Source organism: Noviherbaspirillum suwonense, assembly GCF_900182955.1.
In the GTDB taxonomy this organism is placed as follows: Bacteria; Pseudomonadota; Gammaproteobacteria; order Burkholderiales; family Burkholderiaceae_D; genus Noviherbaspirillum_A; species Noviherbaspirillum_A suwonense.
The window spans coordinates 39,256-65,023 of the sequence record NZ_FXUL01000029.1; the positions used below are offsets into that span (position 1 = coordinate 39,256).

A 25,768-nucleotide genomic window follows, 5' to 3' on the forward strand; every position below is an offset into this window, starting at 1 on the left:
GGCACGGCTTGCGCCGGGCATGGTTACATATTTGGGCCTTTGATCGCAGCCATTGGTCCGGCATGTCTTGTCATCGGCTCCGGCATATGCTCGTCCGGTTTGGCGCACGCGTTCGCTATCGGCACGCGGATGGACTGGCGCATCGCGCGTTCGAGCCCACTCTGGTTTTCCTTGCTGATGACCAAGCTTTCCCACGCCTTGCGCTGCGCCGCCCTGTCCATCGGCAATTCCGGCGCACGTTGTTTTGCCGCTTCAGGCAACGCAACAGAGGTTGGTCCTTGCTGGTCCAGCCATGCGGTTGACGTTGACGTTGACGTTGAGGTCATGCCGGATGTCGACGTCGCCTGCACGGGCAGGAAGGCCGACTTGTTCAGCCGCCGCGTCAGGTCTGCGGATTTTTTTGGCGGATGGTGGTCTGGCCGGCGCTCCGCCACAGCTGACGGGTATTCGGTTTCCGCATCCTTGTACCGCAGTTCCAGACCGGTGCAAACCCGCTTTGTGCTGCGCCCGGCCAGCACGTCGCCGCCGCGCTTGCGCGGTATGCCGGGCGAGGAATCGGCGTGGGCGGAAGGGGGGCTGACTGTCGTGCTCCCGCCGCGTATCGCTGCGCCATCCTGGCATGATGGCAGGCGCCGGTTCGCCGACGTTTCATCCGCCAGGCAGTGCGGCGATCCCGCTCGCTGTGCCGCCGGCGGCAGGTCGGCCGCGTGCTCAGGCCCGGCATCGGAGCCTGTGGCCAACGGCGGGCGCGGCGTCGCCATGCGTTCGCGGATGGTTTCGTTTTTGGTGATGCTGAAGGCGGAAATGTGGATGGCGTACGGAGGGCCGGCGGGTTTTTCCCCAACCGTGTTCCTGCCTCCGGCCTGGCAATCCACCTCGGCGTTCATGGGGACGGCGCCAATCAGCCTGGCATGACCCTTGATCCAGGCGTTCGCGCCTATCGAGACCCCGTCGTCCACCTGGACGTACGGCCCGAACCGCACGTTCGCGCCGATCCGGACATGATTGCCTATCCAGTTCTCCGCGCCGAACGACACATTGCCGCCGACCGTCACGCCTTCGCCGACGCGCAGGCTGCCGGATATGCGGGTGCCGCGTGGAAGCGCGCGCTTGACGGCGAACGTCGAAATGGTGGCGCCTTCGGTCAGGATCAATCCCGCGCTGAACGTCAGGCCCCAGCCGATCCGCACGTCATGCATGATTGTCAGCGGTCCGTCGAAACGCGTGTGGGAAGCGATGGACACGTCGCCATGCAGGATAGTGCCCGGCTTCAGGCTGGTGTTGGCGCTGATTGTACAGACGCGGACGTGGGCGCCCCTTGCAACCGTCACGCCTTTGGGGATGATGACGCCCTCTGCGATCATGGGTTCGATCCCCGTCGCCTTCGCAGGCGTAGTCGGCGTAGTCTTCGTCGTTGTAGTCGACATCGCGGGCGACATCGTGGCCGTCGTCGGCGATGCGGCAGGCGGGGTGCCGGGCACAGCCATTGCAGGGCCGGGACAGGAAATGCCCGGCGCCCAGTCTTCGACACCGGTTTCCACCCATTTCCATTCCCGCGTGCTGCGGACCGGGGTGTCCCGATGTCCAGCGGCGGCTTCTCCGCTGTCAGGCAGCCCGCAGCTGGCCTGCCAGTGCTGGAATTGGTCCATGCAGTTTTTCAGCATCGTGCTCCGGAACCTGTTCTGCCCCGCGCCGTAACTTGCGACATGCTCCTCATAGGTCTCGAACAGGATCTGAATCCGCACCAGCGAAGGCGACTCGCCTGCAAGGGCAAGGACAGTGCGCAGGTCTTGCAACTGGCAGGTAGCGCCGGCCTCCAGCATCTGCAGGCCGATTTTCAGCATCAGCGACAGGTGGCCGTCGAGCATTGCCCTGGCCGAGGCCGATTCGTCCCGCCAGCTGTCGCTGCGGCAGGCGAAATTCTGCGTGCCCTCCTTCGCAAGCAGAAACCCGAATGCGTTGCTCATCCGGTAGGCAGCGGCCTGGTTGACGTCCCTGACGATGCTGTACCTGCCGCGCTGCCGTGCGTCGCCCGGATAGCGGCTGCCGAAATAATCGAAGACCGTGCGTCCCGGCAGCGCAATCATGCCTGCGGCCGTGCCCCATGCGGCCAATGCGCCGTCCGGGAGCGACAGCGCGTCCCACGGCACGGGGACGAGCTTCAACGCGGCGTTGATCGCCGGCAGGCGCTTGCGCAACTCCTGCGCAAGCAGGGGCATTGCGCTTTCCGCCAGCAGCAGCCAGTCCTCGCGGCCGAGGATGAGGCAGGGCTGCAGGTCGTCTGCCGGCAGGCTCTCGTGCTCGCGGCTGCAGGTGGCGACGCTATCGGCGGGATGGATGTTCAGCGCTGCGCAGGCAGCCTTCACGGCGGTCAGCTGGTGCGCATGCTGATAAAGAGCCGTCATCTGCTGGTCGTGCGTCGTGCACCGGACAAGGAAGTCGAGCACGACCTGCAGATTGGGATTCTTGTGGTAAAGCTGTGTCGTGTTATTGGGCATGCGTGGCTCCTGGGCGGACTGGCTGTGGCGCGCATGCGCCAGGCCGTCGGCATTGACGGCCTGCTAGGTAACAGCAGAACCCGCCGGCTCCGGCAGGGACACGCCCGTTTGGACGTTAAGTTGCGTGCAATAGATTTGCGTCAAGGTCGCGCGGATGCGCAGCGGAGGGAATGGCGGCAAGGCGCGCTGCGCCGGCCCGTCGCGCGATGCCGCGGGCCGGCGCCGGATCGGCGGCCGGGGCGGCAGCCGCCGTTTCAAAGCCTGGCGAGGCGCGCATCGCCGCTCGCCGTGAATCAACAGGCAGCGGCTAGCCGGCGTAGCCCTCGACGATGAACAGCCGGCCGATCGAATGCGCCTGCCTGATCTCCCTGGCATGCGTATATTCGGGCGACTCGTACCAGGTCCGCGCCTGTTCCATCGACGGGAACTCCACGACCACGGTGCGCCAGTTTTCATTGTGCTGGTCGTCCCTGCCTTCGAACTGGGTGCGCTGGCCGCCGCGGGCCAGCCATGTCCCGCCGTACTGGGCGAGCGATGCGGTGGACAGCGCACGGTAGTCTGCGTAGCCCTCGGGATTGGTGACCTGTATTTCAGCGACGACATAGGCTTTCGGCATGGTTTTTCTCCTTAAGGAACGGCCGCCTGCGGGCGGCTTCAGATTGAATGGGACGAGCTGACATGCAGCTGGTTTACCGAATGGCACGCTTGATTATAGGGGAGGCAATTGCTGCGCACGACGTCTCGATTCACCAGTCGGGAGCGCGCCTGCGTCACAGCCATGGCGCCCGGTGCGGGTACACGGGAAGCTGGAATTGCGGCAATGCCGATGGCGCGGGAACAGGCGCGACTTCCTGCGACAGGGCCGTGGGAACCCGGACGATGGCGCCGGCGGCGCGGGCGGCCATGTTTTCATTCCCGGCCAATCCGGAGGACGCCAGCCAGGCCTGGCGCTGCGCAGCCCATTCGCAGGGCGGTCCGGCCATGCGCCGCCTGAAGGCGGCAAAAGGCTGGTCTCCCGCCGGCCGGTCCGCCGCTTGTCCCCGCAGCGCCGGCATGCCGCCGGCCGGCCGCTGGCAGGACAGGAAGGCAGATTCATCAATTGTGGCCGGCGGGGCGCCATGCTGGCTGGTGATGGCGTCGATTGCCATCGCGGACTGGTAATGCGCCCTGCCGATGCGCATTCCACCCGCCTCGTTCATGTCTGCGCGTGCCGCGTGATGGCCATGCGGCCCGATGCCTAACCGTTTCAGGCTGGCGCCGCCGACAGCAGGATGCGCATCGAAGGCGGCGAGGCTTTCCAGCGGGATCGATGGCGCATCCGGCCGCAGGATGCGAAGGTCCATCGATTGCTTGCGCTCGTCCTGCCACAGCTTGTAAGACACCATGCAAAGGCGCAGGGCCCTGCTCGCGAAATGATGGTCCGCGGGCGACATTATCTGGATGAATTGATGGAAAAGCAGGAGCGAGGAATGGAAGTGCTCCAGCCCGGGCGTCGAGTTGGCGCAGGCCAGCGCCCAGAACATGTCCGGCAGCGCGATCGGATTGCCGGCCTGGGCCATCTGCAGGCCGGTGCGCATCAGCAGCGACAAATGGTGCCCGAGCTGATAGGTTGATGAGGCAACTTCCTTGCGCCAGTCGTCGTCGTGGCAGGCCAGGTAGCGCGTGCCGTCCTGCGTCGCAACCAGGAAACCCAGCGCATGCCGGTCCCTGCATATCTTCGCCGCGTCGGCGTCGCCTGCCGTAACCAGCTCCCGGCGCTCCGGCGCCTTCGCCGGGCAGCGGCTCTCGAGATAGGACGATGCGGTTTGCAAAGGCAGCGCGACCATGCCGGCCGCCGTGCCCCACGCCGCGAACGCCTGGTCCGCCAGCGGCAGTGCATCCCAGCGCAGCGGCACGATCCTGGCAGCCTCGTTCGCCGCCCGGAACAGCAGGCGCAGTTCGCCCGCCAGCATCGATACGACGCTGGACGCCAGTGCATTCCAGTCGGGGCAGGAAAGGCGCAACGACAGCAGCGGCGGCTCGGCCAGGCTGGCGCCGCCCCAGGGCTCGGCCGGCGCGGCATGCAGCGGATGAAGCTCCAGCCTGCGAAAGAGTGCCGCAGCAAGGTCCCTCTTCCGCGCATCGTCATAGCGAGCCGCCATCTGTTGCCCGGAAGGCTGGCATTTGCAGAAGAAGTCGAGCAGCGCGGGCAGTTCGGGAACATCGTGATAATGCAGGGGCGCGACATAGGGCATGTCATTCTCCAGGAGGCAACATACATTCGGGCGCGAATGTCCAGCAGGAGAAGACAGCACGTTTTCGCCGACATCCAGCCTGCAGGCGGCAGGATAAGCATGCACGGAAGCGCGGGGAACCGGGCGGGATGGGTTTCGAAGCGAATTGCGATGCAGATCAATGGATCGGGGGAACGGCGGAACAGCAACCTTGCCGACATGCCGCCGGCGGGCGCCGGGGCAAGGCTGCCATGTGCTGCGGGCGATGCGTCAGAACTGGTAGAGCACGCTTGCGGTGACGAGGTTGATGGACTTGCGCCCGTCGAAGTCGTAGACGGCGCGACTCAGGTGTTCATACTCGACGCGGCCGATCACGTTGGGCGTGAACCGGTACTGCGCGCCGATGCCGGCCAGGAGCCCGCTGGCGTTCATGGTCCCGGAGCCGGATAGACCAGGCGCTTCTGCCTTGATCTTGTTCTTGGTGCTGTGCGCGCCGAGCTTGCCGAACAGTTCGACTTCCTTGCTGACCGGATAGATGCCGAGGACGGCAAGGGTGAAGGACTCGCTCTTGCTCGACAGGGTCGCGTTGTTGGCCGACGCCTTGGTCCGGCCGGTGCTGCCGTAGCTGGATTCGATCGCCAGGTTTGGAATGATTTGATAACCGGCCAGCATCTTGAAGCCGGTGCTGGAGTTGGAGCAGTTGTCGGAGCCATGGCAATTGATGCCCTGGCCCGCGTAACCGAGGCCGCCGCCAAGGTAAAAACCGCTGCCCTTGTCCGCCAGCGCGGCGGTGGATGCGCACGCGAGAACGGCGAATGCAATTGCGGAAAGAGTGGATGTTGGCTTCATGATTTTCCCTGGAATAGTTGCCAGCGAGATGCTGGAACAGCGATTCTAGGTTTGCCAGGGAACATGATTGCAGCTGGACACTGTTTGTTAATGAACAGTTTTTATTCGGGTTGAGAAATAACAACACAGACGTAACTGATTGTTTTATAACCGATTATTCGTTCGAATATCGAACCTCAAGCAGGCTTAATTTCGAGGAGTTGCAGAACGCCGTGCCCTTTAATGCTGGCGCTGGCCCGGTCTTCCGGCCATGAGCACGTGGCCGCGCGAGCCGCCTCAGCGGTCGACGAGCATCCCGTCCTCGATCACCGCGGCGCCCGCCTTCACCAGCTGCGCCGCGGTCCAGTCCGCCAGCGCGTCCGGGTCCGCCTGCAGGTGCCGGCGGTTGGATTCGACCAGCAGCGGGATCTCGCGCATCCATTGCCGCAGTTCCGCCAGCGTGATGCGCCGGCGCTCCAGCAGCCGGAACTTGACCAGCACCTTGATGCCGTTCTGCGCATTGCGCGCCGGGTCGGCCTCCAGGTAATCGAGGCGGCGGAACGCCCGTTCCAGCGCGCCGGCGACGTCGTCGAACGGCGCGCCGTGGCCGGGAATGACCAGGCGCACGTCGAGCCCGGCGATCTGCTCCAGCGTCGCACGGGCCTCGGCGAAGCCGGACTCGCCTTCCAGTTCGGGAAAGATCACGCCGAAGCCGTTTTCCCACAGCGCGTCGGCCGAGATCAGCAGGCGCTCGGCCGGGCAATACAGGATCACCGAATGCGGGTCGTGGCCGGGCGCGCCCATCACCTGCCATTCGAATTCGCCCAGCATCAGGCTGTCGCCGGCGGCGATGGTGCCGTCGAAGCCGAAACGCGGGCATTGCTGGCCGGTGGCGACATAGCTGAGCGCCGCTTCGTCCCAGTCGCCCACGGCGCGCGCTTCGGCCTCGGGGATCAGCGTGCGGCAGCCGTAAGCCTGCTGCAGCGCGGCATTGCCGCCGCAGTGGTCGGAATGCGCATGGGTGTTGACCAGCAGGTCCAGCCTGCGTCCGCGCAGCAGGTGCGCGACCAGTTCCAGCGTCTGCGGCGCATGGGTCGCATAGCCGCTGTCGACCAGCGCGCTCTGCCCGCCACCGGTGAACAGGATATTGTTGGACGACAGCCAGCCGCGCTGCAGCAGGTGCATCGATTCGGGCAGGCTCATTTTTTCATCTGGTAGGCAAGGGAAATCCTGGCGAACTCGACCAGCACGTCGCGGCTGCCGCCATTGAAGGTGGCGAAGGCGGTGCCGGTGCGCACCACCAGCCGCGGCGGGAACAGCCAGGTGAAATAGGGGATGCCTATCATCTTGGCGCTGCGCACGTCGCGCCATTCGACTTCGCGGTTGAACATCCAGGTCTGGCGTATGCCGCGCGCGTCGATCACGACCACCGAGCGCAGGAACCAGTAATAGCTGACGCCCAGCATGACCGCGGCGCCCAGCAGCAGCAGCTGCACCGCCAGCCCGTATTGCAGCAGCGGATAACGCAGGCCGACGGTGATGCCGTAGCCGGCCAGCACCGCGCAGACCACGGTGGCGATCAGCTTGAAGCCCTTGCCATAGGCCGGGCCGGTGACGGTGCCGGGAGGTTGGTAGAAACCTGTGTGCATGTGCGCCGCCTATGCCGCGTTGCCGTCGAACAGCGCATGGCGGCGCCGTCCGATCTCGCGCCAGACCGCGCGCCGTTCCTCGTCGGACGCCCCGCCCCAGGCGACGATCTCGTCTATCGTGCGCTGGCAGCCCATGCACAGCCCGGTCTTCGCGTCCATCTCGCACAGGCTGATGCAGGGCGATGGCGCCGGGCCGGGCGCGGCGGGGTCGAAGTCGATCATTGCTGGCGCTTCGCCGCGATCGCGTTGCCCGCGCGGCTGTTGGACTTGCGCCCGAGGTGGCCGGCGATGAACTGGCCGGCGTCCACCACCGCGTCGAGGTCGACGCCGGTTTCGATGCCCAGCCCTTGCATCAGGTAAAGCACGTCCTCGGTGGCGACATTGCCGGTCGCGCCCTTTGCATACGGGCAGCCGCCAAGGCCGGCGACCGACGAATGGTAGATCGTGATGCCCTCTTCCAGGCTGGCGTAGATGTTGGCGATTGCCTGGCCGTAGGTGTCGTGGAAATGGCCCGACAGGCCTTCGATCGGGAATTCGCGGATCACGCGCGGCATCACTTCATGCACCTTGCGCGGCGTGGCCACGCCTATCGTGTCGGCGATGTCGATCTCGTCGCAGCCGAGGTCGCGCAGCCGGGCGACGACGTCGGCCACCGCGTCCAGCGGCACCTCGCCCTGGTACGGGCAGCCGAATGCGCAGCTGACCGCGGCGCGCAGGCGCAGGCCGTGCCGCTTGGTCGCCTCGGCGACGTCGCGGAAGCGCTCGATCGATTCCGCGATCGAGCAGTTGATGTTCTTTTGCGAGAACGCCTCGGACGCCGCGCCGAAGATCACGATCTCGTCCGCGCCGGCCGCGAGCGCGGCCTCGAAGCCCTTCATGTTGGGGGCCAGCGCCGAATACAGCACGCCCGGCCTGCGGGCGATGCCGGCCATCACCTCGGTCGAGGTCGCCATCTGCGGCACCCACTTCGGCGACACGAAGGACGCGGCCTCGATGTTGGCGAAGCCGGCCGCGGTGAGCCTGTCGACCAGCGCGATCTTGATGTCCGCCGGGATGGTTTCCTTCTCGTTCTGCAGGCCGTCGCGCGGCCCGACTTCGACGATCTTGACCTTGCGTGGCAAGTCCTGGGCTGTCATGTCAGTATCCTTTCGTGGGGTCGACGACGCCGGCGATGGGTTCGCCGCGTTCGAGCTGGGCGACCTTGCCCGCGATCTGGCGCACGCTGTCGCCGCGCAGCGTGACGGCGGCCGCATGCGGCGTGATCCTGATGCGCGGCTCGCGCCAGAACGGGTGGGCCGGCGGCAGCGGCTCTTCCCGGAACACGTCCAGCGTGGCCCCGGCGATATGGCCGGACTGCACCATGGCCAGCAGGTCCTCTTCGACCAGATGGCCGCCGCGGGCGACGTTGACAACATACGCGCCCTTGGGCAGCTTGCCCAGCGTGTCCCGGTTCAGGATGCCGCGGGTCTCGGATGTCAGCGGCAGGATGCAGACCAGCACCCGGCTGGCGGCGAGGAAGGCGTCCAGCCCTTCCGCGCCGGAATGGCAGGTGACGCCCTGGACATCCTTGGCGCTGCGGCTCCAGCCATGCAGCCTGAAGCCCAGGCCGGCCAGTGCGTCGGCGATGCGGGTGCCGAGGATGCCGAGGCCGAGTATGCCCACCGTGAATTCGCGCTTGTCATGCGGCTTCAGGAAGCGCCAGCGGCCCTCGTTCTGCTGCATCGCATAATCGTCGAACCGGCGGAAATAATGCAGCACCGCGTGGCTGACGTATTCGGCCATCTGCACGCCCATGCCGGCGTCGTCGAGCCGCACCACCGGCACGTCCGCCGGCAGCGCGTCGCCGAGCGCCATGATGCCGTCGACGCCGGCGCCGAGGTTGAAGATGGCCTTGAGGCCGCCGCGGTCCTGCAGCATTGCGCGCGGCGGCTGCCATACCACCGCGTAATCGGCCGGCGCGTGGTCGCCTTCCTGCCAGGCGCGCACTTCAGCGCCGGGTATGGCTTCGGTCAGGTCGGCCAGCCATGGGTCGGGCTTGCCGCCGGTTGCATGAAACAGGATACGCATGATGCCCCTTCTTGATGCTGGTTGATTATTCGCATTGTGCTTTATTGCGCGGCCTGCCGGGTGACGTCGCATCGCGCATCCACATGCGCGGTGCGCGCCCGGAGGCCGAGGCGCGCCAGCAGCGCCCGGTCCTCGTCGACTTCCGGGTTGCCGGTCGTGAGCAGCTTGTCGCCGTAGAAGATGGAGTTGGCGCCGGCCATGAAGCACATGGCCTGCACCGCGTCGCCCAGCTGTCGGCGGCCGGCGGACAGGCGCACCCGCGCCTCCGGCATCGTGATGCGCGCGACCGCGATGGTGCGCACGAATTCCAGCGGGTCCAGCGCATCCTGCCCGTACAGCGGCGTGCCGGGCACCTGCACCAGGTGGTTGATCGGCACCGACTCCGGGTATGGCGACATGTTGGCCAGCTGCGCGATCAGGCCGGCGCGCTGCAGCCGCGTCTCGCCCATGCCGACGATGCCGCCGCTGCAGACCTTGATGCCGGCGCCGCGCACCCGGCCCAGCGTGTCCAGCCGGTCCTGGTAGTCGCGGGTGCTGATGATGTTTTCATAGAACTCGGGCGCGGTGTCGAGGTTGTGGTTGTAGTAGTCCAGGCCGGCGTTCTTCAGCCGCTGCGCCTGGTGCTCGGCCAGCATGCCCAGCGTGACGCAGGTCTCCATGCCGAGCGCCTTGACTTCGCGCACCATTTCCTCGACCGGGTCGAGGTCGCGGTCCTTGGGCTCGCGCCAGGCCGCGCCCATGCAGAAGCGGGTCGCGCCCTCGGCTTTCGCGGCGCGGGCGGCTTCGAGCACCGCGGCCAGCGGCAGGATCTTCTGCGCGGTGACGCCGGTGTCGTAGCGGGCCGCCTGCGGGCAGTAGCCGCAGTCTTCCGGGCAGCCGCCGGTCTTGATCGACAGCAGCGTGGCCAGCTCGACTTCGGTCGGATCGAAGTGCTGGCGGTGTGCCTGCTGCGCGCGCAGCATCAGGTCGGCGAACGGCAGGTTGAACAGCGCCATGACGGCGTCGACCGGCCAGGCCTCGGCGGCAATGGGGACGGCCTTGGGTGCGGCATGGAATGTAATGACTTCTTCCGACATCGGTGTTTCCTTCATGATGAGTTGCTGATGGGCGCCGCTTTGACGAGACGCTTTCGGAAGGCCGGTCACGGCCTGCCTTCCGGGAATGTCCCGTCGAGATAGAACCAGCGGCCGCCTTCGCGCAGGAAGCGGCTGGTTTCATGCAGCCGGTGGGCGCGCCCCGCCAGCCGGTAGCGGGCGACGAATTCGACCGTGGCTTCGTCTCCCTGTTCCTGGGCGGCGCGGACCTCCAGGCCCAGCCACTTCGCGTCGTCGTCCTGCAGGTCCGCCGGCGCGGGCCGGGTGCGCGGATGCCAGGTGGCGAGCAGGTAGTCATGCAGGCCGAGCGCATAGGCGCTGTAGCGGGAACGCATCAGCAGCGCCGCGCTGCCCGCGACCTCGCCGCCGTGCCACCGGCCGCAGCATTGCGGGTAAGCGCCGCCGCCGCACGGACAGGCGGCCGCCGCGGCGCGCCGCTTCATGCCTTCGCCGCCTTCGCGGGCTTTTCGGCGACCGGCGCACCGGCCGCCTTCCACGCGCTGAAGCCGCCGCTCATGTGCGCCACCGGCGCCAGGCCCATGCGCTGCACGGTGTCGGTGGTCAGCGCGCTGCGCCAGCCGGCCGCGCAAAAGAAGATGAACTCGCGGTCCTCCCCGAAGACCGGCTTGAAGTAAGGCGATTCCGGGTCGACCCAGAATTCGATCATGCCGCGCGGCGCATGGAAGGCGCCGGGGACCACGCCTTCGCGCTCGAGTTCGCGCACGTCGCGCAGGTCGACCAGCTGCACCTTCGGGTCGGCCAGCTTCTGCTGGGCTTCCTGCACCGTGTACGCCTTGATGCGCGACTCGGCTTCGGCCACCATGGTCTTGCAGGATAGTGTCATTGCCATCGTTGCCTCCCTGTGAATTACAGCGCGCCCTTGAGCCAGGCGTCGAGCTGGTTGAAACGGTCGAAGCCCCAGAACGGCTCGCCGTCGACGATCATGAATGGCGCGCCGAACACGCCGCGGGCCAGCGCCTGGCTGGTCTCCTCGCGCAGCCGCTCGCGTATCGGCTCGCTTTCCTGCCCGGCCGCCAGCGCATCCCGGTCGAGGCCGATGGACGCGCCGATGCGCAGCACTTCGTCGGCCTCGTCGATGGCGACGCCGTCGACAAACATCGCGCGGAAGATGGCCTGGGCCAGCTCGATCGCGCGCGCTTCGCCGACTGCCTGCGCGGTCCACAGCATGGCCCGCGCGGCGGCCTGCGTGGCCAGCGGAAAGCGCGGCGGGCGATTGTACGGTATGCCGTGAAAACGCGCAGTGCGTTCGAAGTCGTGGAAAGCGTATTCGCCCTTGACCGGGTAGGTCGTCAGCGGCGCGGTGCCCACGGTGCGGAACAGCACGCCGAGCAGCACCGGGTGCCAGTTCACCAGCCTGCCGTTGTTGACGGCCAGCTCCTCGATGCGGGTCGCGGCGAAATAACCGTAGGGGGAAGAAAAGTCGAAATAGAAATCGATGGGGCCAGCCATGTCGTCTCCTGTCTGCGTTCGCCCTTGTTTCAGCCCAGCGCGCGGGCGATCAGAATTTTCTGTATGTCGCTGGTGCCTTCGTAGATCTGGCAAACCCTCACGTCGCGGTAGATGCGCTCGACCGGGAAGTCGCTGACGTAGCCATAGCCGCCATGAACCTGGATGGCGTCGGAGCAGACCCGCTCGGCCATCTCGGTGGCGAACAGCTTGGCCATCGCCGCTTCCTTCAGGCAGGGCAGGCCCGCGTCCTTCATGCTGGCCGCATGCCAGATCATCTGGCGCGCCGCCTCGATCTGCGTGGCCATGTCGGCCAGCCGGAACTGCACCGCCTGGTGCTCGAACAGCGTCTGGCCAAAGCTGGTGCGCTCCTTCGCATAGGCCAGCGCCGCCTCGAACGCCGCGCGCGCCATGCCGACCGCCTGCGACGCGATGCCGATGCGCCCGCCCTCGAGGCCCGACAGCGCGATGCGGTAGCCCATGCCCTCCTCGCCGATCAGGTTCGCGGCAGGCACGCGGCAGTTCTCGAACAGGATCTGCGCGGTATCCGATGAATGCTGGCCCATCTTGTCCTCGAGGCGCGCGACGATGTAGCCGGGCGCGGAGGTCGGCACCCAGAATGCGCTGATGCCTTTCTTGCCGGCCTGCCTGTCGGTCACGGCCATCACGATGGCGACATCGGCATGCTTGCCGCTGGTGATGAACTGCTTGACGCCGTTGAGCACGTAGTCGTCGCCGTCGCGCACCGCGGTGGTCCTGAGCGACGACGCGTCGCTGCCCGCATGCGGCTCGGTCAGGCAGAAGGCGCCCAGCATCTCGCCCTGCGCCAGCGGGCGCAGCCATTGTTCTTTCTGCGCGTCGTTGGCATACATCATCGCGATGCTGCATACCGGGCAGTTGTTGACCGAGATGACGGTGGAGGTGCCGCCGTCGCCGGCCGCGATCTCCTCCAGCACCAGCGCCAGCGCCAGGTAATCGAGCCCGGCACCGCCCAGCGCCTCGGGCACGGCCACGCCGTAGGCGCCCAGCGCCGCCAGTTCCTTCAGCTCCTGCTGCGGAAAATGATGCTCGCGGTCCCAGCGCGCCGCATTTGGCGCGAGCCGCTCGCGCGAGAAGGTGCGCAGGGCGTCGCGAATCATCTGGTGCTGTTCGGAGAGGACCATGCTTGTTCCTGTGTGAGCGTGAATACGTGTCGTAGGGTGGAATAAGCAGGGCGCATTGCACCGCGCGTCGACAGGCTGCAGCCTGGATCGATTGATTGCCGACTGGCGGAATGCGCTGCCCTTATTCCACCCTGCGAATTTTTGGATCGCCTGCAGCCCGGGCGCGGCGACGGTGCCCGGGCTGCATTGCTTACATCATCTCGATGGCCATCGCGGTCGCTTCGCCGCCGCCGATGCACAGCGCCGCCACGCCGCGCTTGCCGCCGGTCTTCTTCAGCGCGCCCAGCAGCGTGACGATGATGCGCGCGCCGGAAGCGCCGATCGGGTGGCCCAGCGCGCAGGCGCCGCCGTGGATGTTGATCTTCTCGTGCGGGATCTTGTGCTCGTTCATCGCGGCCATGGCGACCGCGGCGAAGGCTTCGTTCACTTCGAACAGGTCGACCTCCGCCGTGTTCCAGCCGGTCTTCTGGTACAGCTTGGCGATCGCGCCGACCGGGGCGGTCGTGAACTCGTTCGGCTCCTGCGAATGCCGGGTGTGGCCGACGATGCGGGCCAGCGGCGTGCAGCCGAGCTTCTTCGCGGTCGACTCGCGCATGATGACCAGCGCGGCAGCGCCGTCGTTGATCGACGAGGACGAGGCGGCGGTGATGGTGCCGTCCTTCTTGAACGCCGGCTTCAGCGTGGCGATCTTGTCGAGCTTGGCCTTCAGCGGGCCTTCGTCCTTGTCGATCACGGTGTCGCCGTTGCGGCCGGACACGGTGACGGGCGCGATTTCCCACTTGAACGAGCCGTCGGCGGTGGCGGCCTGCGCGCGCTTGACCGAGTCGATGGCGAACGCATCCTGGTCGGCGCGCGAGAACTGGTACTTGGCCACGCATTCCTCGGCGAAGGTGCCCATCGAGCGGCCCTTCTCGTAGGCGTCTTCCAGGCCGTCGAGCATCATGTGGTCATAGATCATGCCGTGGCCGATGCGGTAGCCGCCGCGCGCCTTCGGGATCAGGTAGGGCGCATTGGTCATCGACTCCATGCCGCCTGCCACCACCACCTCGTTGGTGCCGGCGACGATGGAGTCATGCGCGTAGATCACGGCCTGCATCGCCGAGCCGCACATCTTGGACATCGTGACGGCGCCGGCGGAAACAGGGATGCCGGCCTTGATCGCGGCCTGGCGCGCGGGCGCCTGGCCCTGGCCCGCCATCAGGCAGTTGCCGAACAGGACATCCTGCACCTGGTCGGCCGGCACGCCGGCGCGCTCGACCGCGGCGCGGATGGCCACGGCGCCCAGGTCGCTTGCGGATAAGGAAGAAAAGTCGCCCTGGAAGGCGCCCATCGGGGTGCGCGCTGCGCCGACGATGACAATAGGGTCGTTCATGTTGCTTCTCCAGTTCAGGCGGCTTCCGCCGCCGGGGTTGTCAATGATTGCTGCGGTTTCAGTTGCTGATGGAAACGGCACGATTGCGGATATGGAAAGACATCTTCCATGTAGCCGGCCAGGATGCGTTCCTTGCGCCCCTGCCAGAACGCGGGGCTGAGCAGGTCGGCATGATGCTTCATGAAGTACTTGCGCACCCTGGCATTTCCAAGCAGGAAGGTGCCGAACTGCTCGGGAAACACGTCGTTCTTGGCGACCGGGTACCAGGGCTCGGCCGACATCTCGTCTTCCTCGTTGCGCGGCGCCGGTATCGCCCGGAAATTGCAGTCGGTAATGTACTCGATCTCGTCGTAGTCGTAGAACACCACGCGGCCGTGCCGGGTGACGCCAAAGTTCTTGTACAGCATGTCGCCGGGGAAGATGTTGGCGGCGACCAGTTCCTTGATGGCGTTGCCGTATTCAATGATCGCATGCTCGATCGCCTGCTCGTCGCCGGCCTTCTCGGCATTGGTCAGCCAGATGTTCAGCGGCACCATGCGGCGCTCGATGTACAGGTGGCGGATGATGACCTGGCCATCCTCTTCCTCGACGATGGACGGCGCCACCGCCTTCAGGTCGGCCAGCAGCTCGTCGGTGATGCGCGAACGCGGGAACGCGACATTCGAGTATTCCAGCGTGTCGGCCATGCGGCCCACGCGGTCATGGTTCTTCACCAGCTGGTACTTTTCCTTGACCAGCGCGCGCGTGGTTTCCTTGGGCGCGGGAATGAAGTCCTTGATGACCTTGAACACATAGGGGAAGGACGGCAGCGCGAACACCACCATCACCAGGCCGCGGATGCCGGGCGCGCTGTCGATGCGGTCGGACGAATAGCGCAGGTGATGCAGGAAGTCGCGGTAGAACAGCGCCTTGCCCTGCTTCTGCAGCCCGAGCACGGTATAGATCTCGCTGCGCGGCTTGTAGGGCATGATGGTGCGCAGGAAGCGCACATAGGACGACGGCACTTCCATGTCGACCAGGAAGTAGGCGCGGGTAAAGGAAAACATCACCGTCACCTGCGAACGGTCGCACAGCAGCGTGTCGATGTAGAGGTCGCCGCCCGGTCCGTGCAGTATCGGCATCACGAACGGTTCCTCGCGGTTGCCGTTGACGATCTTGCCGATGATATAGGCCGCCTTGTTGCGGTAGAACGGGCTGGCCAGCACCTGTATCTGCTGGTTGGCCTCGGGCGGCGCCGAGCCGAACAGCGCCTGCATCCGCTCTTCGACCAGCGCGATATCGCGGTCGAGGTCGGAAAACGGACAGGCCAGCTGGAAGTTGGTGATGATGCGCTTGAGCGTGTAGCGCAGCCCGTCGGTTGCCGGATAGTAGACCCGGTAGATCGGCGTCGCCTCGTCCGGCTCGATGTATTCGGTGGACACCGCCGGCCGCACGAAGATGAAGTCGTTGTGGAAATAGCTGCGGTGCAGGATGTTGCAGCACACCGAGGTGAAGAAGGTCTCGGCCAGCTCGGGCTGCTTGTGATTGGTCAGCAGGCCGATGTAATGCAGCTTGACCTCGCGCCAGACGCTGTCGGTCAGGTCTTCCGGGTCGTATTCGTCTTCCAGGATCTGCACGCATTCCTGCACCCGCTGGTCGTAGAACGCAATGCGGTCGCGGGCGCTCTGCTGCATGCCGCGCCAGTCGCTCTGCTCGAAGTAAGCCTTGCCGGCCATGCTGGCGCTGCGGAACAGCCGGTAATGCTTGTCGAAGCCATCCAGCACCGTGCGCGCGATGTCGAAGGCGATTTGCGACGACAGGAGTTTGGGAAATGCGGTCTTCATGGACGGCGCCTGCGGAAGGGAAACAATCCCGGAGTTTAACGAACTTTGCTGCATGTGCGTTTAACGAACTTCCAACGAATGATATTGCATCAATGCAAGCCAGTAAGCCGCGGAAATCCGTGATGACGGATGATACGCCGGGTTGACGTTAACGTAAACGTCACCAGGCGTCACCAGGCGTCACCAGGCGTCACCGGGCATGCCGCGGGCCGCGCTCACGCGCTTTCGGTCTGCTTGGCCGCCCGCTTCGCCGCCGTTTTCTTCGCCGGCTTGCCGGCAGCCGCGCTGGCCGCGCCCGCCTCGCCGGCTTCCAGCATGCGCCGGCATTGCGCCTCGTGGGCTTCGATTTCCGCCAGCGTCACTTCCAGGTCCTCGCGCTGCTGTTCCAGGATTTCGCGGTGGCGGGCCAGCACCAGCAGGAAGCGGTTCAGCTGCGCCGCCGAGTCCTTGGGCGACTCGTACATGTCAACCAGGCTCTTGATTTCCGAGAGCGTGAGGCCCAGCCGCTTGCCCCGCAGCGTCAGCTTCAGCCGGGTCCGTTCGCGTGCGCTGTACACCCTGGTCCGCCCGCCCGCGCCCTCCCGTTTCGGCGTCAGCAGGCCCTGGTCCTCGTAAAAGCGGATGGCCCGCGGCGTGATGTCGAACTCGCGGGCCAGTTCGGTGATCGTGTAGTTGGGCATTTGATGTGCTCGGCAGAAAACAGGCTGGTGGTCTAGAATGTGCGCGAATGGTCGTTTACGTAAACGTCAATCGCATTGTAGGCGGGCGCGCCGCAAATGTGAATCGCGCCGCTGCCCGCCGTCACCCCTGCCACTCGCTATCAATTTACGATGAACGCCCTGGAATCCCAACTCGACTACCCGCTGGGCGACGCCCTTCCCGAAACCGGCTCCGTCATGGAGATCGCGCCCGGCCTGCTGTGGCTGCGCATGGGGCTGCCGTTCGCGCTGAACCATATCAACCTGTGGCTGCTGAAAGACGAGATCGAAACCGAGGCCGGCAGGGTGCGCGGCTGGACCGCCATCGACTGCGGCATCTCGGGCGACGCCACCCGCGCGGCCTGGGAGCAGATCTTCGCGCATCACCTGGACGGCCTGCCGATCGTCCGGGTGCTGGTCACCCATTGCCACCCGGACCATGTCGGCCTGGCCGACTGGCTGTGCCAGCGCTGGAACGCGCCCTTGTGGATGAGCACCGGCGAGTTCGGCTTTGCGCGGATGATGGCGGCTGCGCTGCCCGGCGTCGAAGGCACGGCGATGGTGCCGCATTTCGCGCGCCACGGCCTGACCGACCCCGACATGCTGGAACAGCTGGGCACGCGCCGCGCCTACTATGCGAAGCTGGTGCCGTCGGTGCCGCAGAGCTACCGCCGGCTGCATGACGGGCAGCGGGTCCGCATCGGCGACGACGACTGGCGCGCCATTGCCGGCTTTGGCCATTCGCCAGAGCATATCGCGCTGTACAGCGCGTCGCGCAACATCCTTATTGCCGGCGACATGGTGCTGCCGCGCATCTCCACCAATGTCTCGGTGTTTGCGGTGGAACCGGAATCGAACCCCGTGCAGCAGTATCTCGACTCGCTGTCGGCCTATGCCGACCTGCCGGAGGACACGCTGGTGCTGCCCTCGCATGGCAAGCCGTTCCGCGGCCTCCACGTGCGCATCCAGCAGCTGCGCGACCATCATGCGGCCCGGCTGGCCGAAGTGATGCAGGCCTGCGAGGCGCCGCAATCGGCCAACGACATCGTCCCCATCATGTTTCCGCGACCGCTCGATGCGCACCAGATCAGCTTCGCGATGGGCGAAGCGCTGGCGCACCTGCACCTGCTCTGGTTCGACGGCTCGCTGCGGCGTCGCCTGGACGACGACGGCGTCATGCGATTTGTACGTGCATGACAACAAATTTTTCCGGCAATCCCCGGCGGGCGGGCGGCAACACGACTTGGCGCAAACAACCCGGCGTTACCTCGCTGCCAGTCCGCCGCAAATACCTATAGTAAAAATACAATGATCAGGCAAACACGACGCGCTTCTATGAAGCGTCCGGTTTTTTTGTGACGGTCACACAACCGCAATGACAAGGAGTTCTTGTCAAGAAGAGACTGACTGTCACGCCTCAACATGGAATAGTTTGCCCCAATGAAAGCATCCATCGAACGAGAAGATTTCAGCGGCCGCCTGCAAATGGCGCTGCGAAATGCGGATTACTCACCCGACAGCCCGACGCAGCTTGCGCGCGAATTCAATATCCGTTTCACCGGAAGGCCCATCACCGTGCATGCCGCACGCAAGTGGCTGGTCGGCGAGGCCATTCCGACACAGGAGAAACTGCGCACGCTGGCGCAGTGGCTGGGCGTGCCGGCCGAGTGGCTGCGCTTCGGCGGCGACGATGCGCAGACCATCGCCGGCGGCGACCCGGCCTCCCGCTTCGATTCGGCCGACGTCAAGCTGATCGCCGACCTGCAGCGCCTCGATGAACACTACCAGGTGATCGCCCGCGAGATGATCAGGATGCTCGTCCGCATCAACCGACAGAAATAGGCCACGGGCCTTTCATCTCTCACTCCCGACGCAGTTCGCGCAGGTAACGCAGCCCCGCAATGGCGCGGCTGCCGTACCAGGACATCATCTCGCCATCGACCAGCCGCGCCGGCTTGCCGGTCTGCCGCTCGATGGCGTCCACGTGCGCTTCCGTGAACCGATACGGCTCGGAAGACAGCAGCACTTCATCGATTTCGCCTGCCAGCGCATCCGACCAGGTGAAAACCGGGTAGCGCCGCTGCTCGTCCGGCGCCTGCCACTGCCGCATGCCGGCCAGCGCCAGCATGCGCGCGATGTAGGTGTCGCGCGACACGGTCATCCACGGGTCCTGCCAGATGCAGTACAGCACGCGGCTCGCCGGCGCGGGCGGCAGGGCGGCGAGCGCCGCGTATTCCTGTTCGAACGCGGCGCAGAGGCGGGCCGCGGCATCGTCCGCGCCGAAGATGCCGCCGAGCAGGCGGTAAAGGCCGGGATTGTCGCGCGGGTCCAGCGGATGGGTGACGATGACGACCGGCACGAAGGCGGCCAGCGCCTCCACCGTCGGCTTTTCGTTTTCATCGATGTTGACGACCAGGTGGGTGGGCGCGAGCCTGCGTATCTTCTCGATGTTGACGTCTTTCGTGCCGCCCACCTTGGCAATGCCGCGCACGGTCTCGGCCGGATGGATGCAGAAGCCGGTGCGCCCGACCAGCGCATCGGCCAGGCCCAGGTCGCACAGCAGCTCCGTCAGCGACGGCACCAGCGACACGATGCGCGGCGTCTCGTCGCCTGCAAGCCGCCGGTGCTCCACGCCCAGCGCGTCGATCAGTTTCATCGGACCTCCGCGCCCTGGCGCGCCTTGTGCGGCGCGCGCGCGAAGGCGAAGTCGTACAGCCAGTTGGGCAGCAGCCGCAGCAGCCTGGCGACGACGCCCATCTGCCATGGAATGACGCGGTAGCTGGCGCCGGCCTCTATCGTGTCGACGGCGCGCGACGCGAAGCGCCCGGCCGGCATCAGGAAAGGCATTGGATAGGCATTCGACTGCGTCATCGGCGTGTCGATATAGCCGGGCGCGATCGTCACCACGGCAATGCGGTCGCGCCGCATCTCGACCCGCAGCGACTCGCAGTAGCTGATGACGGCGGCCTTGGACGCGCTGTAGGCAGCCGCGCCCGGCAGGCCGCGTATGCCGGCCACGCTGGCGATGCCGACCAGCCGGCAGCCGCGCTCGCCGGCCTGCGCCTGGCGCCGCATCGCGGCGATGAAGGGCATGAAGGTCGCGACCGTGGCATTCAGGTTGGTGGCGACGACGCGCTCGAACTGCGGCAGGTCTTCCGCGATCTCGGTCAGCGTGCCCACCGAGATGCCGGCATTGGCGATGACGACGTCGATGCCGCCGGCAGCCGCCATGAAGTCGGTGGCGGCGGCGGCCAGCGCCGCATGGTCGGTCACATCCAGCGCATAGATGCGGTGCCGGCCGCTGTCGGGCAGCGTGGCGGCCAGTTCGCGCAGCACCGTCTCGCGCCGCGCGACCAGGCCCAGCATGGCGCCGCGCGCCGCATACTCGCGCGCCAGCGCGGCGCCGAGGCCGCTGGAGGCGCCGGTAATGAAAACCCGCTTCATCGAATCTCCTGTCATCCGTAAAAAAAAGCCCGCCCTCTTGCGAGCGGCGGGCTTGATGCGGCCAGGTCGGCCTTACTTCTTCGCGGCCTGCTCCTTGGCGGCCTTGTCCACCAGGAAGCTCGCCACCTGCAGCGCGGCCGCGTGCAGGGCCGGCTCGGGCTGGTTGCCGCCCATGCCGGCGCCGACGATGGACGGCGAGGTCATGTAGCGGCCGTCGATGGCCAGCGTCGGCACGCCGTCGATCTTGTAGCCTTCCTGCAGCTGCGCCGCGCGCTTGGCCTTGGTCTGCACGCCGAAGGAGTTGTAGACCTCCAGGAACTTGGCCTTGTCGACGCCCTGCGCGACGATGTAGTCGGTGATCGCCGCGTCGGAGTCGAGCGCCTTGCGCTCGCCGTGGATCGCATTGAACACCTTCGGATGCAGGTCATGCAGGCGGCCCATGGCTTCCAGCGTGTAGTACAGCTTCTGCTGCGGCACGAAGGACGGCCGGAACATCACCGGCACGCGCTTGAAGGCGATCGCATTGCCCTGCTTCTTCACCCATGCCTCCAGCGCCGGATCGAGCGCCGCGCAGTGCGGGCACGAGTACCAGAAAAACTCGGTGACCTCGACCTTGCCGGCGGGCGCGTCGGTCGACTGGGCCTTGTCCAGCGTCTTGTAATCGGTGCCGCTGACAGGCGCCTGCGGCGTTGCCTGCGCTGTCGCTGCCAGTGCCGCCAGGCTTGCCGCCGCCAGCATGTGCTTGATGAATTTCATTGCCACTCCTCGGATTTATTTGGGAACACGGACCACGGCCACGTCGACGCCATTGTCGCCGAGCCGGCTGCGCACCCGGTTCATGGTTTCGAGATTGCCAAACGGGCCCAGCCGCACCCGGTACAGCGTGCCGTTGTCGGTCTTGCGCTCGGCGATGCTGGCCGACAGGCCCATCAGCGCCAGCTTGGCCTTCGCATTTTCCGCATCGGCACGCTCCAGGAACGCGCCAGCCTGCAGATAATAGGTGAATTTGTCGTCGACCGTGCCGGCGCCCTCGACCGTGGAGCGCTCGACCACCGCCGGCTTGGCCGCTTCGCGCGCCGCCGCGGCCCTGGCCCTGGCTTCTGCGCGCCGCGTTTCCTCGCGCTGCGCCTCGGCCTTCTTCGCCTCGACCTCGGCGTCGACCGCCTGCTCTTCTTCGGACTTGCGCGGCACGTCCTTGGCTGCCTGGCGCGCCGCTTCGCGGTTGCCGTACAGCGGCTTGTTGGGATCGATCGGGCCGGTCGGCGCGACCGGCGGCGGCGCATTGCTGGTGTTGGGCGCGACGACCCGGTCGGGCGACCGGTCGGGCGTTTTTTCTTGCTTGCCCAGCTTGTTGACGAAGGGCAGCGGCGTGTTCTTGATGGTGATCGCCACGCCGACCGCGATGGCCAGGCCGATGATGAGGCCGATGATCAGGCCCAGTATGGTGCCGCCAGCCTGCCTGTTGCTTTGATAGATCATGCTTCCTCGATTTCCAGTCGGACTACATTGCGGATACGGGCCGCGCATTACATGCGCGCCGGCGCGGAAACGCCGATCAGCGCGAGGCCGTTGCGCAGGACCTGGCGGGTCGCCACCAGCAGCGCCAGCCGCGCCATGCGGGTCGGCAGGTCGTCCACCAGCACCCGCTCGGCATTGTAGTAGCTGTGCAGTTCGCCGGCCAGGTCGCGCAGGTAGAACGCCACCTGGTGCGGGCCCAGCTCTTCCATCGCCTTCTGCAGCGCATCCGGGTATTCGGCCAGCCTTGCCAGCAGCGCGGCTTCGCGCGGCGCGGTCAGCGGCGACAGGTCGACATCGGCCAGGGTCGCTTCGTCGCCATTCCACTGCGCCAGCACCGAGCAGATCCGGGCATGCGCATACTGCACGTAGTACACCGGGTTTTCGTCGGACTGCGCCAGCGCCAGGTCGACGTCGAACACGAACTCGGTGTCAGCCTTGCGCGAGATGAGGAAGAAGCGCACCGCGTCGCGGCCGCGGGTCAGGTCGCGCGGCGCGCTGTCGACGGCCTCGCCGGCCGACCACTCGATCAGGTCGCGCAGCGTGACGTAGGAGCCGGCGCGCTTGGAGATCTTCACTTCCTCGCCGTTGCGCATCACCGTCACCATCTTGTGCAGCACATAGTCCGGGTAGCCCTGCGGTATGCCGACGCCGGCCGCCTGCAGGCCGGCGCGCACGCGGGCGATGGTGCCGTGATGGTCGCTGCCCTGGACATTGATCACCTTGTGGAAGCCGCGCTCCCACTTGGTGATGTGGTACGCGACGTCCGGCACGAAATAGGTGTAGGTGCCGTCGGACTTCTTCATCACCCGGTCCTTGTCGTCGCCGTAGTCGGTGGTGCGCAGCCACAGCGCGCCGTCCTGCTCGTAGGTCTTGCCGGCGGCCACCAGCGCGGCGACCGTGCGCTCGACCCGGCCGTCGGTGTACAGCGAGGACTCCAGGTAATAGTTGTCGAATGCGACGCCGAAGGCGTTCAAATCGAGGTCCTGCTCGCGCCGCAGGTAGGCCACCGCAAAGCGGCGTATCGAGTCGAGGTCGGCGGCGTCGCCGCTGGCGGCGATATCGCCGATGCTGTCGCCGGCGAGGAAGTCGCGGGCGATGTCGGCGATGTAGTCGCCGTTGTATGCGCTCTCCGGCCAGGATGCGTCGCCGGGCTTGTGGCCCTGGGCGCGCGCCTGCACCGAATTGGCCAGCGTGGCGATCTGCACGCCGGCGTCGTTGTAGTAGAACTCACGGGTCACGTCATAGCCCTGCGAGGTCAGCAGCGCCGCCATCGCGTCGCCCAGCGCGCCCTGGCGGCCGTGGCCCACGTGCAGCGGGCCGGTCGGGTTGGCCGACACGAACTCGACGAGCACCCGCTGGCCGGCGCCGTGCTCGCCGCGGCCGTACGCATTCCCCTGCTTCATGATCTCGGCGACCACCGCCTGCCGCGACTGCGCCGACAGGCGCAGGTTGATGAAGCCCGGCCCGGCAATTTCCACCGCGTCCACCAGCCCGGCGCGCGCCGGATCGGCCATCACCGCGGCCGCCAGCGCTTCGGCCAGCTGGCGCGGATTCTTTTTCAGCGGCTTGGCCAGCTGGAGCGCGATATTGCAGGCGACGTCGCCGTGGGACGGGTCGCGCGGACGCTCCAGCACCACGTTGGGCTGCAGGCCGGAGTCGGCAAGCAAGGGAGTCAGCGCGGCGCGAAACAGGGAAATGATCTGGTTTTTTTGTATGGCTAGCATGGCGTTCGATCGACGCGGGCGGCCGCCCGCAGTGTGCTTAAACGGCTGATTATACTGGCTGGGCCGGGCTTAACTGCCGGGAGTGGCGTCCGGATTAACGGCGGCCGGCGGATAAGTTTCCAGGAATTCATGCAGGCGGAATGCGTCGGTCTCCCACGGCTGGCCGGACAGTCGCTGCGGATCCAGCCAGAGGTAGGTCCAGGCGCTGACGTGCTCGCCGCTGACCAGCACCACCTGCAGCGCATCGCGCCGGTACTCGGGGCCCTCGAATGCGTCGAGCCGGGCGATGTCCACCGCGCTGACATCCCGGTACAGCCGCCCTGCCACCTGCGCGCCCGGCGTCGCCACTACGCCCGGATAGCTGAGGCCGGTCAGCGCGTGCCGCTGGTGATGGTCCAGCAGCGCCGGTTCCGAGGGGTAGCGGCCGGTCACCACCTGGCACCAGACCTCGTCGAACATCAGCGACCCATAAGTAAAAATATTGCCGTTCACGATACGTCCTTTCTTTCCTTGCAGTGGAGGCGCGGACCCTTCCGCGCCGGTGCGCTTTGTGTTGCGCGTTGCCGAGGCTGTACTATATAGTTGTAATACAACTTACAAACCACGTTCCATGAACGTATACAGAACGATACAGGAGACTTGCATGACCTCATTCCGACTTGGCGCCACCGCGCTCGCACTCGCGCTGGCCGCCGGCTTTTCCTCGATGGCCGCGGCACAGACCACGATGCGCATCAGCGTCTCGATCCCGCAGAACTCGCACCAGGGCGTGGCGATCGACACGTTTGCCAAGGAAGTGGACAAGCGCACCGGCGGCCGCTACAAGATACAGCCTTTCTATTCCGGCTCGCTGGGCGCGGAGCGCGAGGCGACCGAGGCGGTGCAGCTGGGCACCCAGGAACTGACGTTTACCTCCACCGGCCCGGTGCCCAACTTCGTGCCCGACGTGAAAATCCTCGACGTGCCTTTCCTGTTCCGCGACTACGCCCATGCGCGCGCGGTGCTGGACGGCCCGATCGGCCAGGACCTGCTGCAGAAATTCGATGCGCGCGGCATCAAGGCGCTGGCCTGGGGCGAAAACGGTTTCCGCCACATGACCAACAGCAAGCGCGCGGTCAACGGGCCGGACGACCTCAAGGGCCTGAAGATGCGCACCATGGAAAACCCGGTCCACGTGCAGGCCTACAAGGGCTTCGGCATCATCCCGACGCCGATGGCCTTCAGCGAGGTGTTCACCGCGCTGCAGCAGGGCACCGTCGACGGCCAGGAAAACCCGCTGTCGGTCATCACGTCGGCCAAGTTCGACCAGGTCCAGAAATTCCTGACCCTGACCGGCCACGTTTATTCCCCGTGCGTCTTCCTGATGAACAAGGAAGCGTTCGACAAGCTGTCGGCCGCCGACAAGACCGCCTTCCTCGAAGCGGCCAAGGAAGGCGTCAAGGCCAACCGCCTGCGCGTCGATTCGGATGAGAAGATCGCCGTGGCCGACCTGCGCGCCAAGGGCATGACGGTTGTCGACACTGTCGACAAGACGCGCTACCAGGCAACGCTGGCGCCGGTCTATGCCGACTTTGAAAAGCAGTTCGGCAAGGCCAACCTCGACCGCATCCGCAACGTCAAGTAATACTCCCGCCGCCCTGTGCCCGCATCCGCACCCTGACGGGGCGGATGCGGGCACGGACGCGGCCATCCCTCCCGGAAGGACCGCACCATGAAGAATGCCTTTCTCAAGTTCGAGCACGGCCTGAACCTCGTTTCGCTGACCATAGCCGGCCTCATGCTGCTGGCCGCGGTCGTGATGGGCATGACCCAGGTGGTCATGCGCTTCGTGCTGGAGCAGCCTTCCGAATGGAGCGAGGTGCTGGTGCGCTTCTCGCTGATCTGGATGGTCTTCATGGGCATACCGGCGGCGTTCCGGCTGGGCTCCATGGTGTCGGTCGACCTGATGCACCGCAAGTCCGGCCCGCGCTTCCAGCGCGTGCTCGACTTCCTGATCATGACCGCGTCGCTGGTGCTGCTGGCCTTCATCGCCTGGTACGGCTGGGACTATGCGCTGCGCGGCCGGGTGCAGACCATCATCGGCATGGAATCGTTCTCGATGTTCTGGGCCTACCTGGCGCTGCCGGTCGGCGCGGTATGCGCGATGGTGGGCGCGATCGGCAACTTCCTCGATCCGCGCCATACGGAACTCGAAACCGCAACCTGAACCG

Annotated in this window: 27 protein-coding genes; 4 read left to right on the plus strand and 23 right to left on the minus strand. The window is 66.2% G+C overall.

Going from position 1 to position 25,768, the window contains the following annotated elements; all coding sequences use genetic code 11:
* Positions 1-23: 23 nt before the first annotated feature.
* The 17 genes from QOL82_RS25505 to QOL82_RS25585 form a co-directional block, all read right to left on the minus strand.
* Complete coding sequence (locus QOL82_RS25505; RefSeq protein ID WP_283445136.1) at positions 24-2,498, minus strand: hypothetical protein; 2,475 nt, start codon at positions 2,496-2,498, stop codon at positions 24-26.
* A gap of 307 nt (positions 2,499-2,805) precedes the next feature.
* Complete coding sequence (locus QOL82_RS25510; protein ID WP_283445137.1) at positions 2,806-3,114, minus strand: DUF1330 domain-containing protein; 309 nt, start codon at positions 3,112-3,114, stop codon at positions 2,806-2,808.
* A gap of 154 nt (positions 3,115-3,268) precedes the next feature.
* Positions 3,269-4,732, minus strand: coding sequence for a hypothetical protein (locus tag QOL82_RS25515; RefSeq protein ID WP_283445138.1), 1,464 nt, complete (start codon positions 4,730-4,732; stop codon positions 3,269-3,271).
* Between the two features lie 249 nt (positions 4,733-4,981).
* Positions 4,982-5,560: an outer membrane beta-barrel protein gene (locus QOL82_RS25520; RefSeq protein ID WP_283445139.1), complete on the minus strand. Its 579-nt coding sequence runs from the start codon at positions 5,558-5,560 to the stop codon at positions 4,982-4,984.
* Between the two features lie 276 nt (positions 5,561-5,836).
* Complete coding sequence (locus QOL82_RS25525; protein ID WP_283445140.1) at positions 5,837-6,742, minus strand: MBL fold metallo-hydrolase; 906 nt, start codon at positions 6,740-6,742, stop codon at positions 5,837-5,839.
* On the minus strand, positions 6,739-7,188 hold the full coding sequence (locus QOL82_RS25530) for a hypothetical protein (RefSeq protein ID WP_283445141.1): 450 nt from the start codon (positions 7,186-7,188) through the stop codon (positions 6,739-6,741). The genes QOL82_RS25525 and QOL82_RS25530 overlap by 4 nt, the downstream gene beginning before the upstream one ends.
* 9 nt (positions 7,189-7,197) lie before the next feature.
* The gene (locus tag QOL82_RS25535) at positions 7,198-7,410 is read right to left on the minus strand and encodes a DUF1289 domain-containing protein (RefSeq protein ID WP_283445142.1); all 213 of its coding nucleotides are present in this window, start codon (positions 7,408-7,410) and stop codon (positions 7,198-7,200) included.
* Positions 7,407-8,324, minus strand: coding sequence for a hydroxymethylglutaryl-CoA lyase (locus QOL82_RS25540; protein WP_283445143.1), 918 nt, complete (start codon positions 8,322-8,324; stop codon positions 7,407-7,409). The genes QOL82_RS25535 and QOL82_RS25540 overlap by 4 nt, the downstream gene beginning before the upstream one ends.
* 1 nt (position 8,325) lies before the next feature.
* Positions 8,326-9,255: a 2-hydroxyacid dehydrogenase gene (locus QOL82_RS25545; protein WP_283445144.1), complete on the minus strand. Its 930-nt coding sequence runs from the start codon at positions 9,253-9,255 to the stop codon at positions 8,326-8,328.
* 41 nt (positions 9,256-9,296) lie between these two features.
* Positions 9,297-10,331, minus strand: coding sequence for a biotin synthase BioB (bioB, locus tag QOL82_RS25550; RefSeq protein WP_283445169.1), 1,035 nt, complete (start codon positions 10,329-10,331; stop codon positions 9,297-9,299).
* A gap of 65 nt (positions 10,332-10,396) precedes the next feature.
* A complete protein-coding gene (locus tag QOL82_RS25555; protein WP_283445145.1) occupies positions 10,397-10,792 on the minus strand; it encodes a YchJ family protein in 396 nt (131 codons plus the stop codon).
* On the minus strand, positions 10,789-11,193 hold the full coding sequence (locus tag QOL82_RS25560; RefSeq protein ID WP_430438549.1) for a rhodanese-like domain-containing protein: 405 nt from the start codon (positions 11,191-11,193) through the stop codon (positions 10,789-10,791). The genes QOL82_RS25555 and QOL82_RS25560 overlap by 4 nt, the downstream gene beginning before the upstream one ends.
* A gap of 23 nt (positions 11,194-11,216) precedes the next feature.
* Positions 11,217-11,819: a 2-hydroxychromene-2-carboxylate isomerase gene (locus tag QOL82_RS25565; protein WP_283445147.1), complete on the minus strand. Its 603-nt coding sequence runs from the start codon at positions 11,817-11,819 to the stop codon at positions 11,217-11,219.
* A gap of 29 nt (positions 11,820-11,848) precedes the next feature.
* Complete coding sequence (locus tag QOL82_RS25570) at positions 11,849-12,979, minus strand: acyl-CoA dehydrogenase family protein (RefSeq protein WP_283445148.1); 1,131 nt, start codon at positions 12,977-12,979, stop codon at positions 11,849-11,851.
* A gap of 190 nt (positions 12,980-13,169) precedes the next feature.
* Positions 13,170-14,351 carry an acetyl-CoA C-acetyltransferase gene (locus QOL82_RS25575; protein ID WP_283445149.1) on the minus strand — a complete coding sequence of 394 codons (1,182 nt, stop codon included), beginning with the start codon at positions 14,349-14,351 and terminating at the stop codon, positions 13,170-13,172.
* Between the two features lie 14 nt (positions 14,352-14,365).
* Positions 14,366-16,174: a bifunctional isocitrate dehydrogenase kinase/phosphatase gene (gene aceK, locus QOL82_RS25580; protein ID WP_283445150.1), complete on the minus strand. Its 1,809-nt coding sequence runs from the start codon at positions 16,172-16,174 to the stop codon at positions 14,366-14,368.
* 215 nt (positions 16,175-16,389) lie between these two features.
* On the minus strand, positions 16,390-16,854 hold the full coding sequence (locus QOL82_RS25585; RefSeq protein WP_283445151.1) for a MerR family transcriptional regulator: 465 nt from the start codon (positions 16,852-16,854) through the stop codon (positions 16,390-16,392).
* A gap of 150 nt (positions 16,855-17,004) precedes the next feature.
* Between QOL82_RS25585 and QOL82_RS25590 the strand changes: the two genes are divergently transcribed.
* Positions 17,005-18,069 carry an MBL fold metallo-hydrolase gene (locus tag QOL82_RS25590; protein ID WP_283445152.1) on the plus strand — a complete coding sequence of 355 codons (1,065 nt, stop codon included), beginning with the start codon at positions 17,005-17,007 and terminating at the stop codon, positions 18,067-18,069.
* A gap of 243 nt (positions 18,070-18,312) precedes the next feature.
* Positions 18,313-18,714, plus strand: a complete 402-nt coding sequence (locus tag QOL82_RS25595) for a hypothetical protein (RefSeq protein ID WP_283445153.1) — start codon at positions 18,313-18,315, stop codon at positions 18,712-18,714.
* Between the two features lie 19 nt (positions 18,715-18,733).
* Here QOL82_RS25595 and QOL82_RS25600 read toward each other — a convergent pair whose 3' ends face one another.
* The 6 genes from QOL82_RS25600 to QOL82_RS25625 all read right to left on the minus strand — a co-directional run bounded on the left by QOL82_RS25600 (position 18,734) and on the right by QOL82_RS25625 (position 24,050).
* The gene (locus QOL82_RS25600; RefSeq protein WP_283445154.1) at positions 18,734-19,528 is read right to left on the minus strand and encodes a helical backbone metal receptor; all 795 of its coding nucleotides are present in this window, start codon (positions 19,526-19,528) and stop codon (positions 18,734-18,736) included.
* A complete protein-coding gene (locus QOL82_RS25605) occupies positions 19,525-20,316 on the minus strand; it encodes an SDR family oxidoreductase (RefSeq protein ID WP_283445155.1) in 792 nt (263 codons plus the stop codon). The genes QOL82_RS25600 and QOL82_RS25605 overlap by 4 nt, the downstream gene beginning before the upstream one ends.
* Positions 20,317-20,388: 72 nt before the next feature.
* Entirely contained in the window at positions 20,389-21,072 is a 684-nt protein-coding gene (locus QOL82_RS25610; RefSeq protein ID WP_283445156.1) for a thiol:disulfide interchange protein DsbA/DsbL, read from the minus strand.
* Positions 21,073-21,087: 15 nt separating this feature from the next.
* Complete coding sequence (locus tag QOL82_RS25615) at positions 21,088-21,795, minus strand: SPOR domain-containing protein (RefSeq protein ID WP_283445157.1); 708 nt, start codon at positions 21,793-21,795, stop codon at positions 21,088-21,090.
* Positions 21,796-21,842: 47 nt separating this feature from the next.
* On the minus strand, positions 21,843-23,558 hold the full coding sequence (gene argS / locus QOL82_RS25620) for an arginine--tRNA ligase (protein ID WP_283445158.1): 1,716 nt from the start codon (positions 23,556-23,558) through the stop codon (positions 21,843-21,845).
* 69 nt (positions 23,559-23,627) lie between these two features.
* Entirely contained in the window at positions 23,628-24,050 is a 423-nt protein-coding gene (locus QOL82_RS25625; protein WP_283445159.1) for a gamma-glutamylcyclotransferase family protein, read from the minus strand.
* Positions 24,051-24,201: 151 nt separating this feature from the next.
* Between QOL82_RS25625 and QOL82_RS25630 the strand changes: the two genes are divergently transcribed.
* Entirely contained in the window at positions 24,202-25,182 is a 981-nt protein-coding gene (locus QOL82_RS25630; protein ID WP_430438548.1) for a TRAP transporter substrate-binding protein, read from the plus strand.
* Positions 25,183-25,269: 87 nt separating this feature from the next.
* Entirely contained in the window at positions 25,270-25,764 is a 495-nt protein-coding gene (locus tag QOL82_RS25635) for a TRAP transporter small permease (protein WP_283445160.1), read from the plus strand.
* The last annotated feature ends 4 nt before the right edge of the window (positions 25,765-25,768 follow it).

Excerpts from the sequence above, each read along its gene's own strand:
- QOL82_RS25505 (WP_283445136.1), bottom strand. The coding sequence starts at position 2,498 with ATGCCCAATAACACGACACAGCTTTACCACAAGAATCCCAATCTGCAG.
- QOL82_RS25510 (WP_283445137.1), bottom strand. The coding sequence starts at position 3,114 with ATGCCGAAAGCCTATGTCGTCGCTGAAATACAGGTCACCAATCCCGAG.
- QOL82_RS25515 (WP_283445138.1), bottom strand. The coding sequence starts at position 4,732 with ATGCCCTATGTCGCGCCCCTGCATTATCACGATGTTCCCGAACTGCCC.
- QOL82_RS25520 (WP_283445139.1), bottom strand. The coding sequence starts at position 5,560 with ATGAAGCCAACATCCACTCTTTCCGCAATTGCATTCGCCGTTCTCGCG.
- QOL82_RS25525 (WP_283445140.1), bottom strand. The coding sequence starts at position 6,742 with ATGAGCCTGCCCGAATCGATGCACCTGCTGCAGCGCGGCTGGCTGTCG.
- QOL82_RS25530 (WP_283445141.1), bottom strand. The coding sequence starts at position 7,188 with ATGCACACAGGTTTCTACCAACCTCCCGGCACCGTCACCGGCCCGGCC.
- QOL82_RS25535 (WP_283445142.1), bottom strand. The coding sequence starts at position 7,410 with ATGATCGACTTCGACCCCGCCGCGCCCGGCCCGGCGCCATCGCCCTGC.
- QOL82_RS25540 (WP_283445143.1), bottom strand. The coding sequence starts at position 8,324 with ATGACAGCCCAGGACTTGCCACGCAAGGTCAAGATCGTCGAAGTCGGG.
- QOL82_RS25545 (WP_283445144.1), bottom strand. The coding sequence starts at position 9,255 with ATGCGTATCCTGTTTCATGCAACCGGCGGCAAGCCCGACCCATGGCTG.
- bioB (WP_283445169.1), bottom strand. The coding sequence starts at position 10,331 with ATGTCGGAAGAAGTCATTACATTCCATGCCGCACCCAAGGCCGTCCCC.
- QOL82_RS25555 (WP_283445145.1), bottom strand. The coding sequence starts at position 10,792 with ATGAAGCGGCGCGCCGCGGCGGCCGCCTGTCCGTGCGGCGGCGGCGCT.
- QOL82_RS25560 (WP_430438549.1), bottom strand. The coding sequence starts at position 11,193 with ATGACACTATCCTGCAAGACCATGGTGGCCGAAGCCGAGTCGCGCATC.
- QOL82_RS25565 (WP_283445147.1), bottom strand. The coding sequence starts at position 11,819 with ATGGCTGGCCCCATCGATTTCTATTTCGACTTTTCTTCCCCCTACGGT.
- QOL82_RS25570 (WP_283445148.1), bottom strand. The coding sequence starts at position 12,979 with ATGGTCCTCTCCGAACAGCACCAGATGATTCGCGACGCCCTGCGCACC.
- QOL82_RS25575 (WP_283445149.1), bottom strand. The coding sequence starts at position 14,351 with ATGAACGACCCTATTGTCATCGTCGGCGCAGCGCGCACCCCGATGGGC.
- aceK (WP_283445150.1), bottom strand. The coding sequence starts at position 16,174 with ATGAAGACCGCATTTCCCAAACTCCTGTCGTCGCAAATCGCCTTCGAC.
- QOL82_RS25585 (WP_283445151.1), bottom strand. The coding sequence starts at position 16,854 with ATGCCCAACTACACGATCACCGAACTGGCCCGCGAGTTCGACATCACG.
- QOL82_RS25590 (WP_283445152.1), top strand. The coding sequence starts at position 17,005 with ATGAACGCCCTGGAATCCCAACTCGACTACCCGCTGGGCGACGCCCTT.
- QOL82_RS25595 (WP_283445153.1), top strand. The coding sequence starts at position 18,313 with ATGAAAGCATCCATCGAACGAGAAGATTTCAGCGGCCGCCTGCAAATG.
- QOL82_RS25600 (WP_283445154.1), bottom strand. The coding sequence starts at position 19,528 with ATGAAACTGATCGACGCGCTGGGCGTGGAGCACCGGCGGCTTGCAGGC.
- QOL82_RS25605 (WP_283445155.1), bottom strand. The coding sequence starts at position 20,316 with ATGAAGCGGGTTTTCATTACCGGCGCCTCCAGCGGCCTCGGCGCCGCG.
- QOL82_RS25610 (WP_283445156.1), bottom strand. The coding sequence starts at position 21,072 with ATGAAATTCATCAAGCACATGCTGGCGGCGGCAAGCCTGGCGGCACTG.
- QOL82_RS25615 (WP_283445157.1), bottom strand. The coding sequence starts at position 21,795 with ATGATCTATCAAAGCAACAGGCAGGCTGGCGGCACCATACTGGGCCTG.
- argS (WP_283445158.1), bottom strand. The coding sequence starts at position 23,558 with ATGCTAGCCATACAAAAAAACCAGATCATTTCCCTGTTTCGCGCCGCG.
- QOL82_RS25630 (WP_430438548.1), top strand. The coding sequence starts at position 24,202 with ATGACCTCATTCCGACTTGGCGCCACCGCGCTCGCACTCGCGCTGGCC.
- QOL82_RS25635 (WP_283445160.1), top strand. The coding sequence starts at position 25,270 with ATGAAGAATGCCTTTCTCAAGTTCGAGCACGGCCTGAACCTCGTTTCG.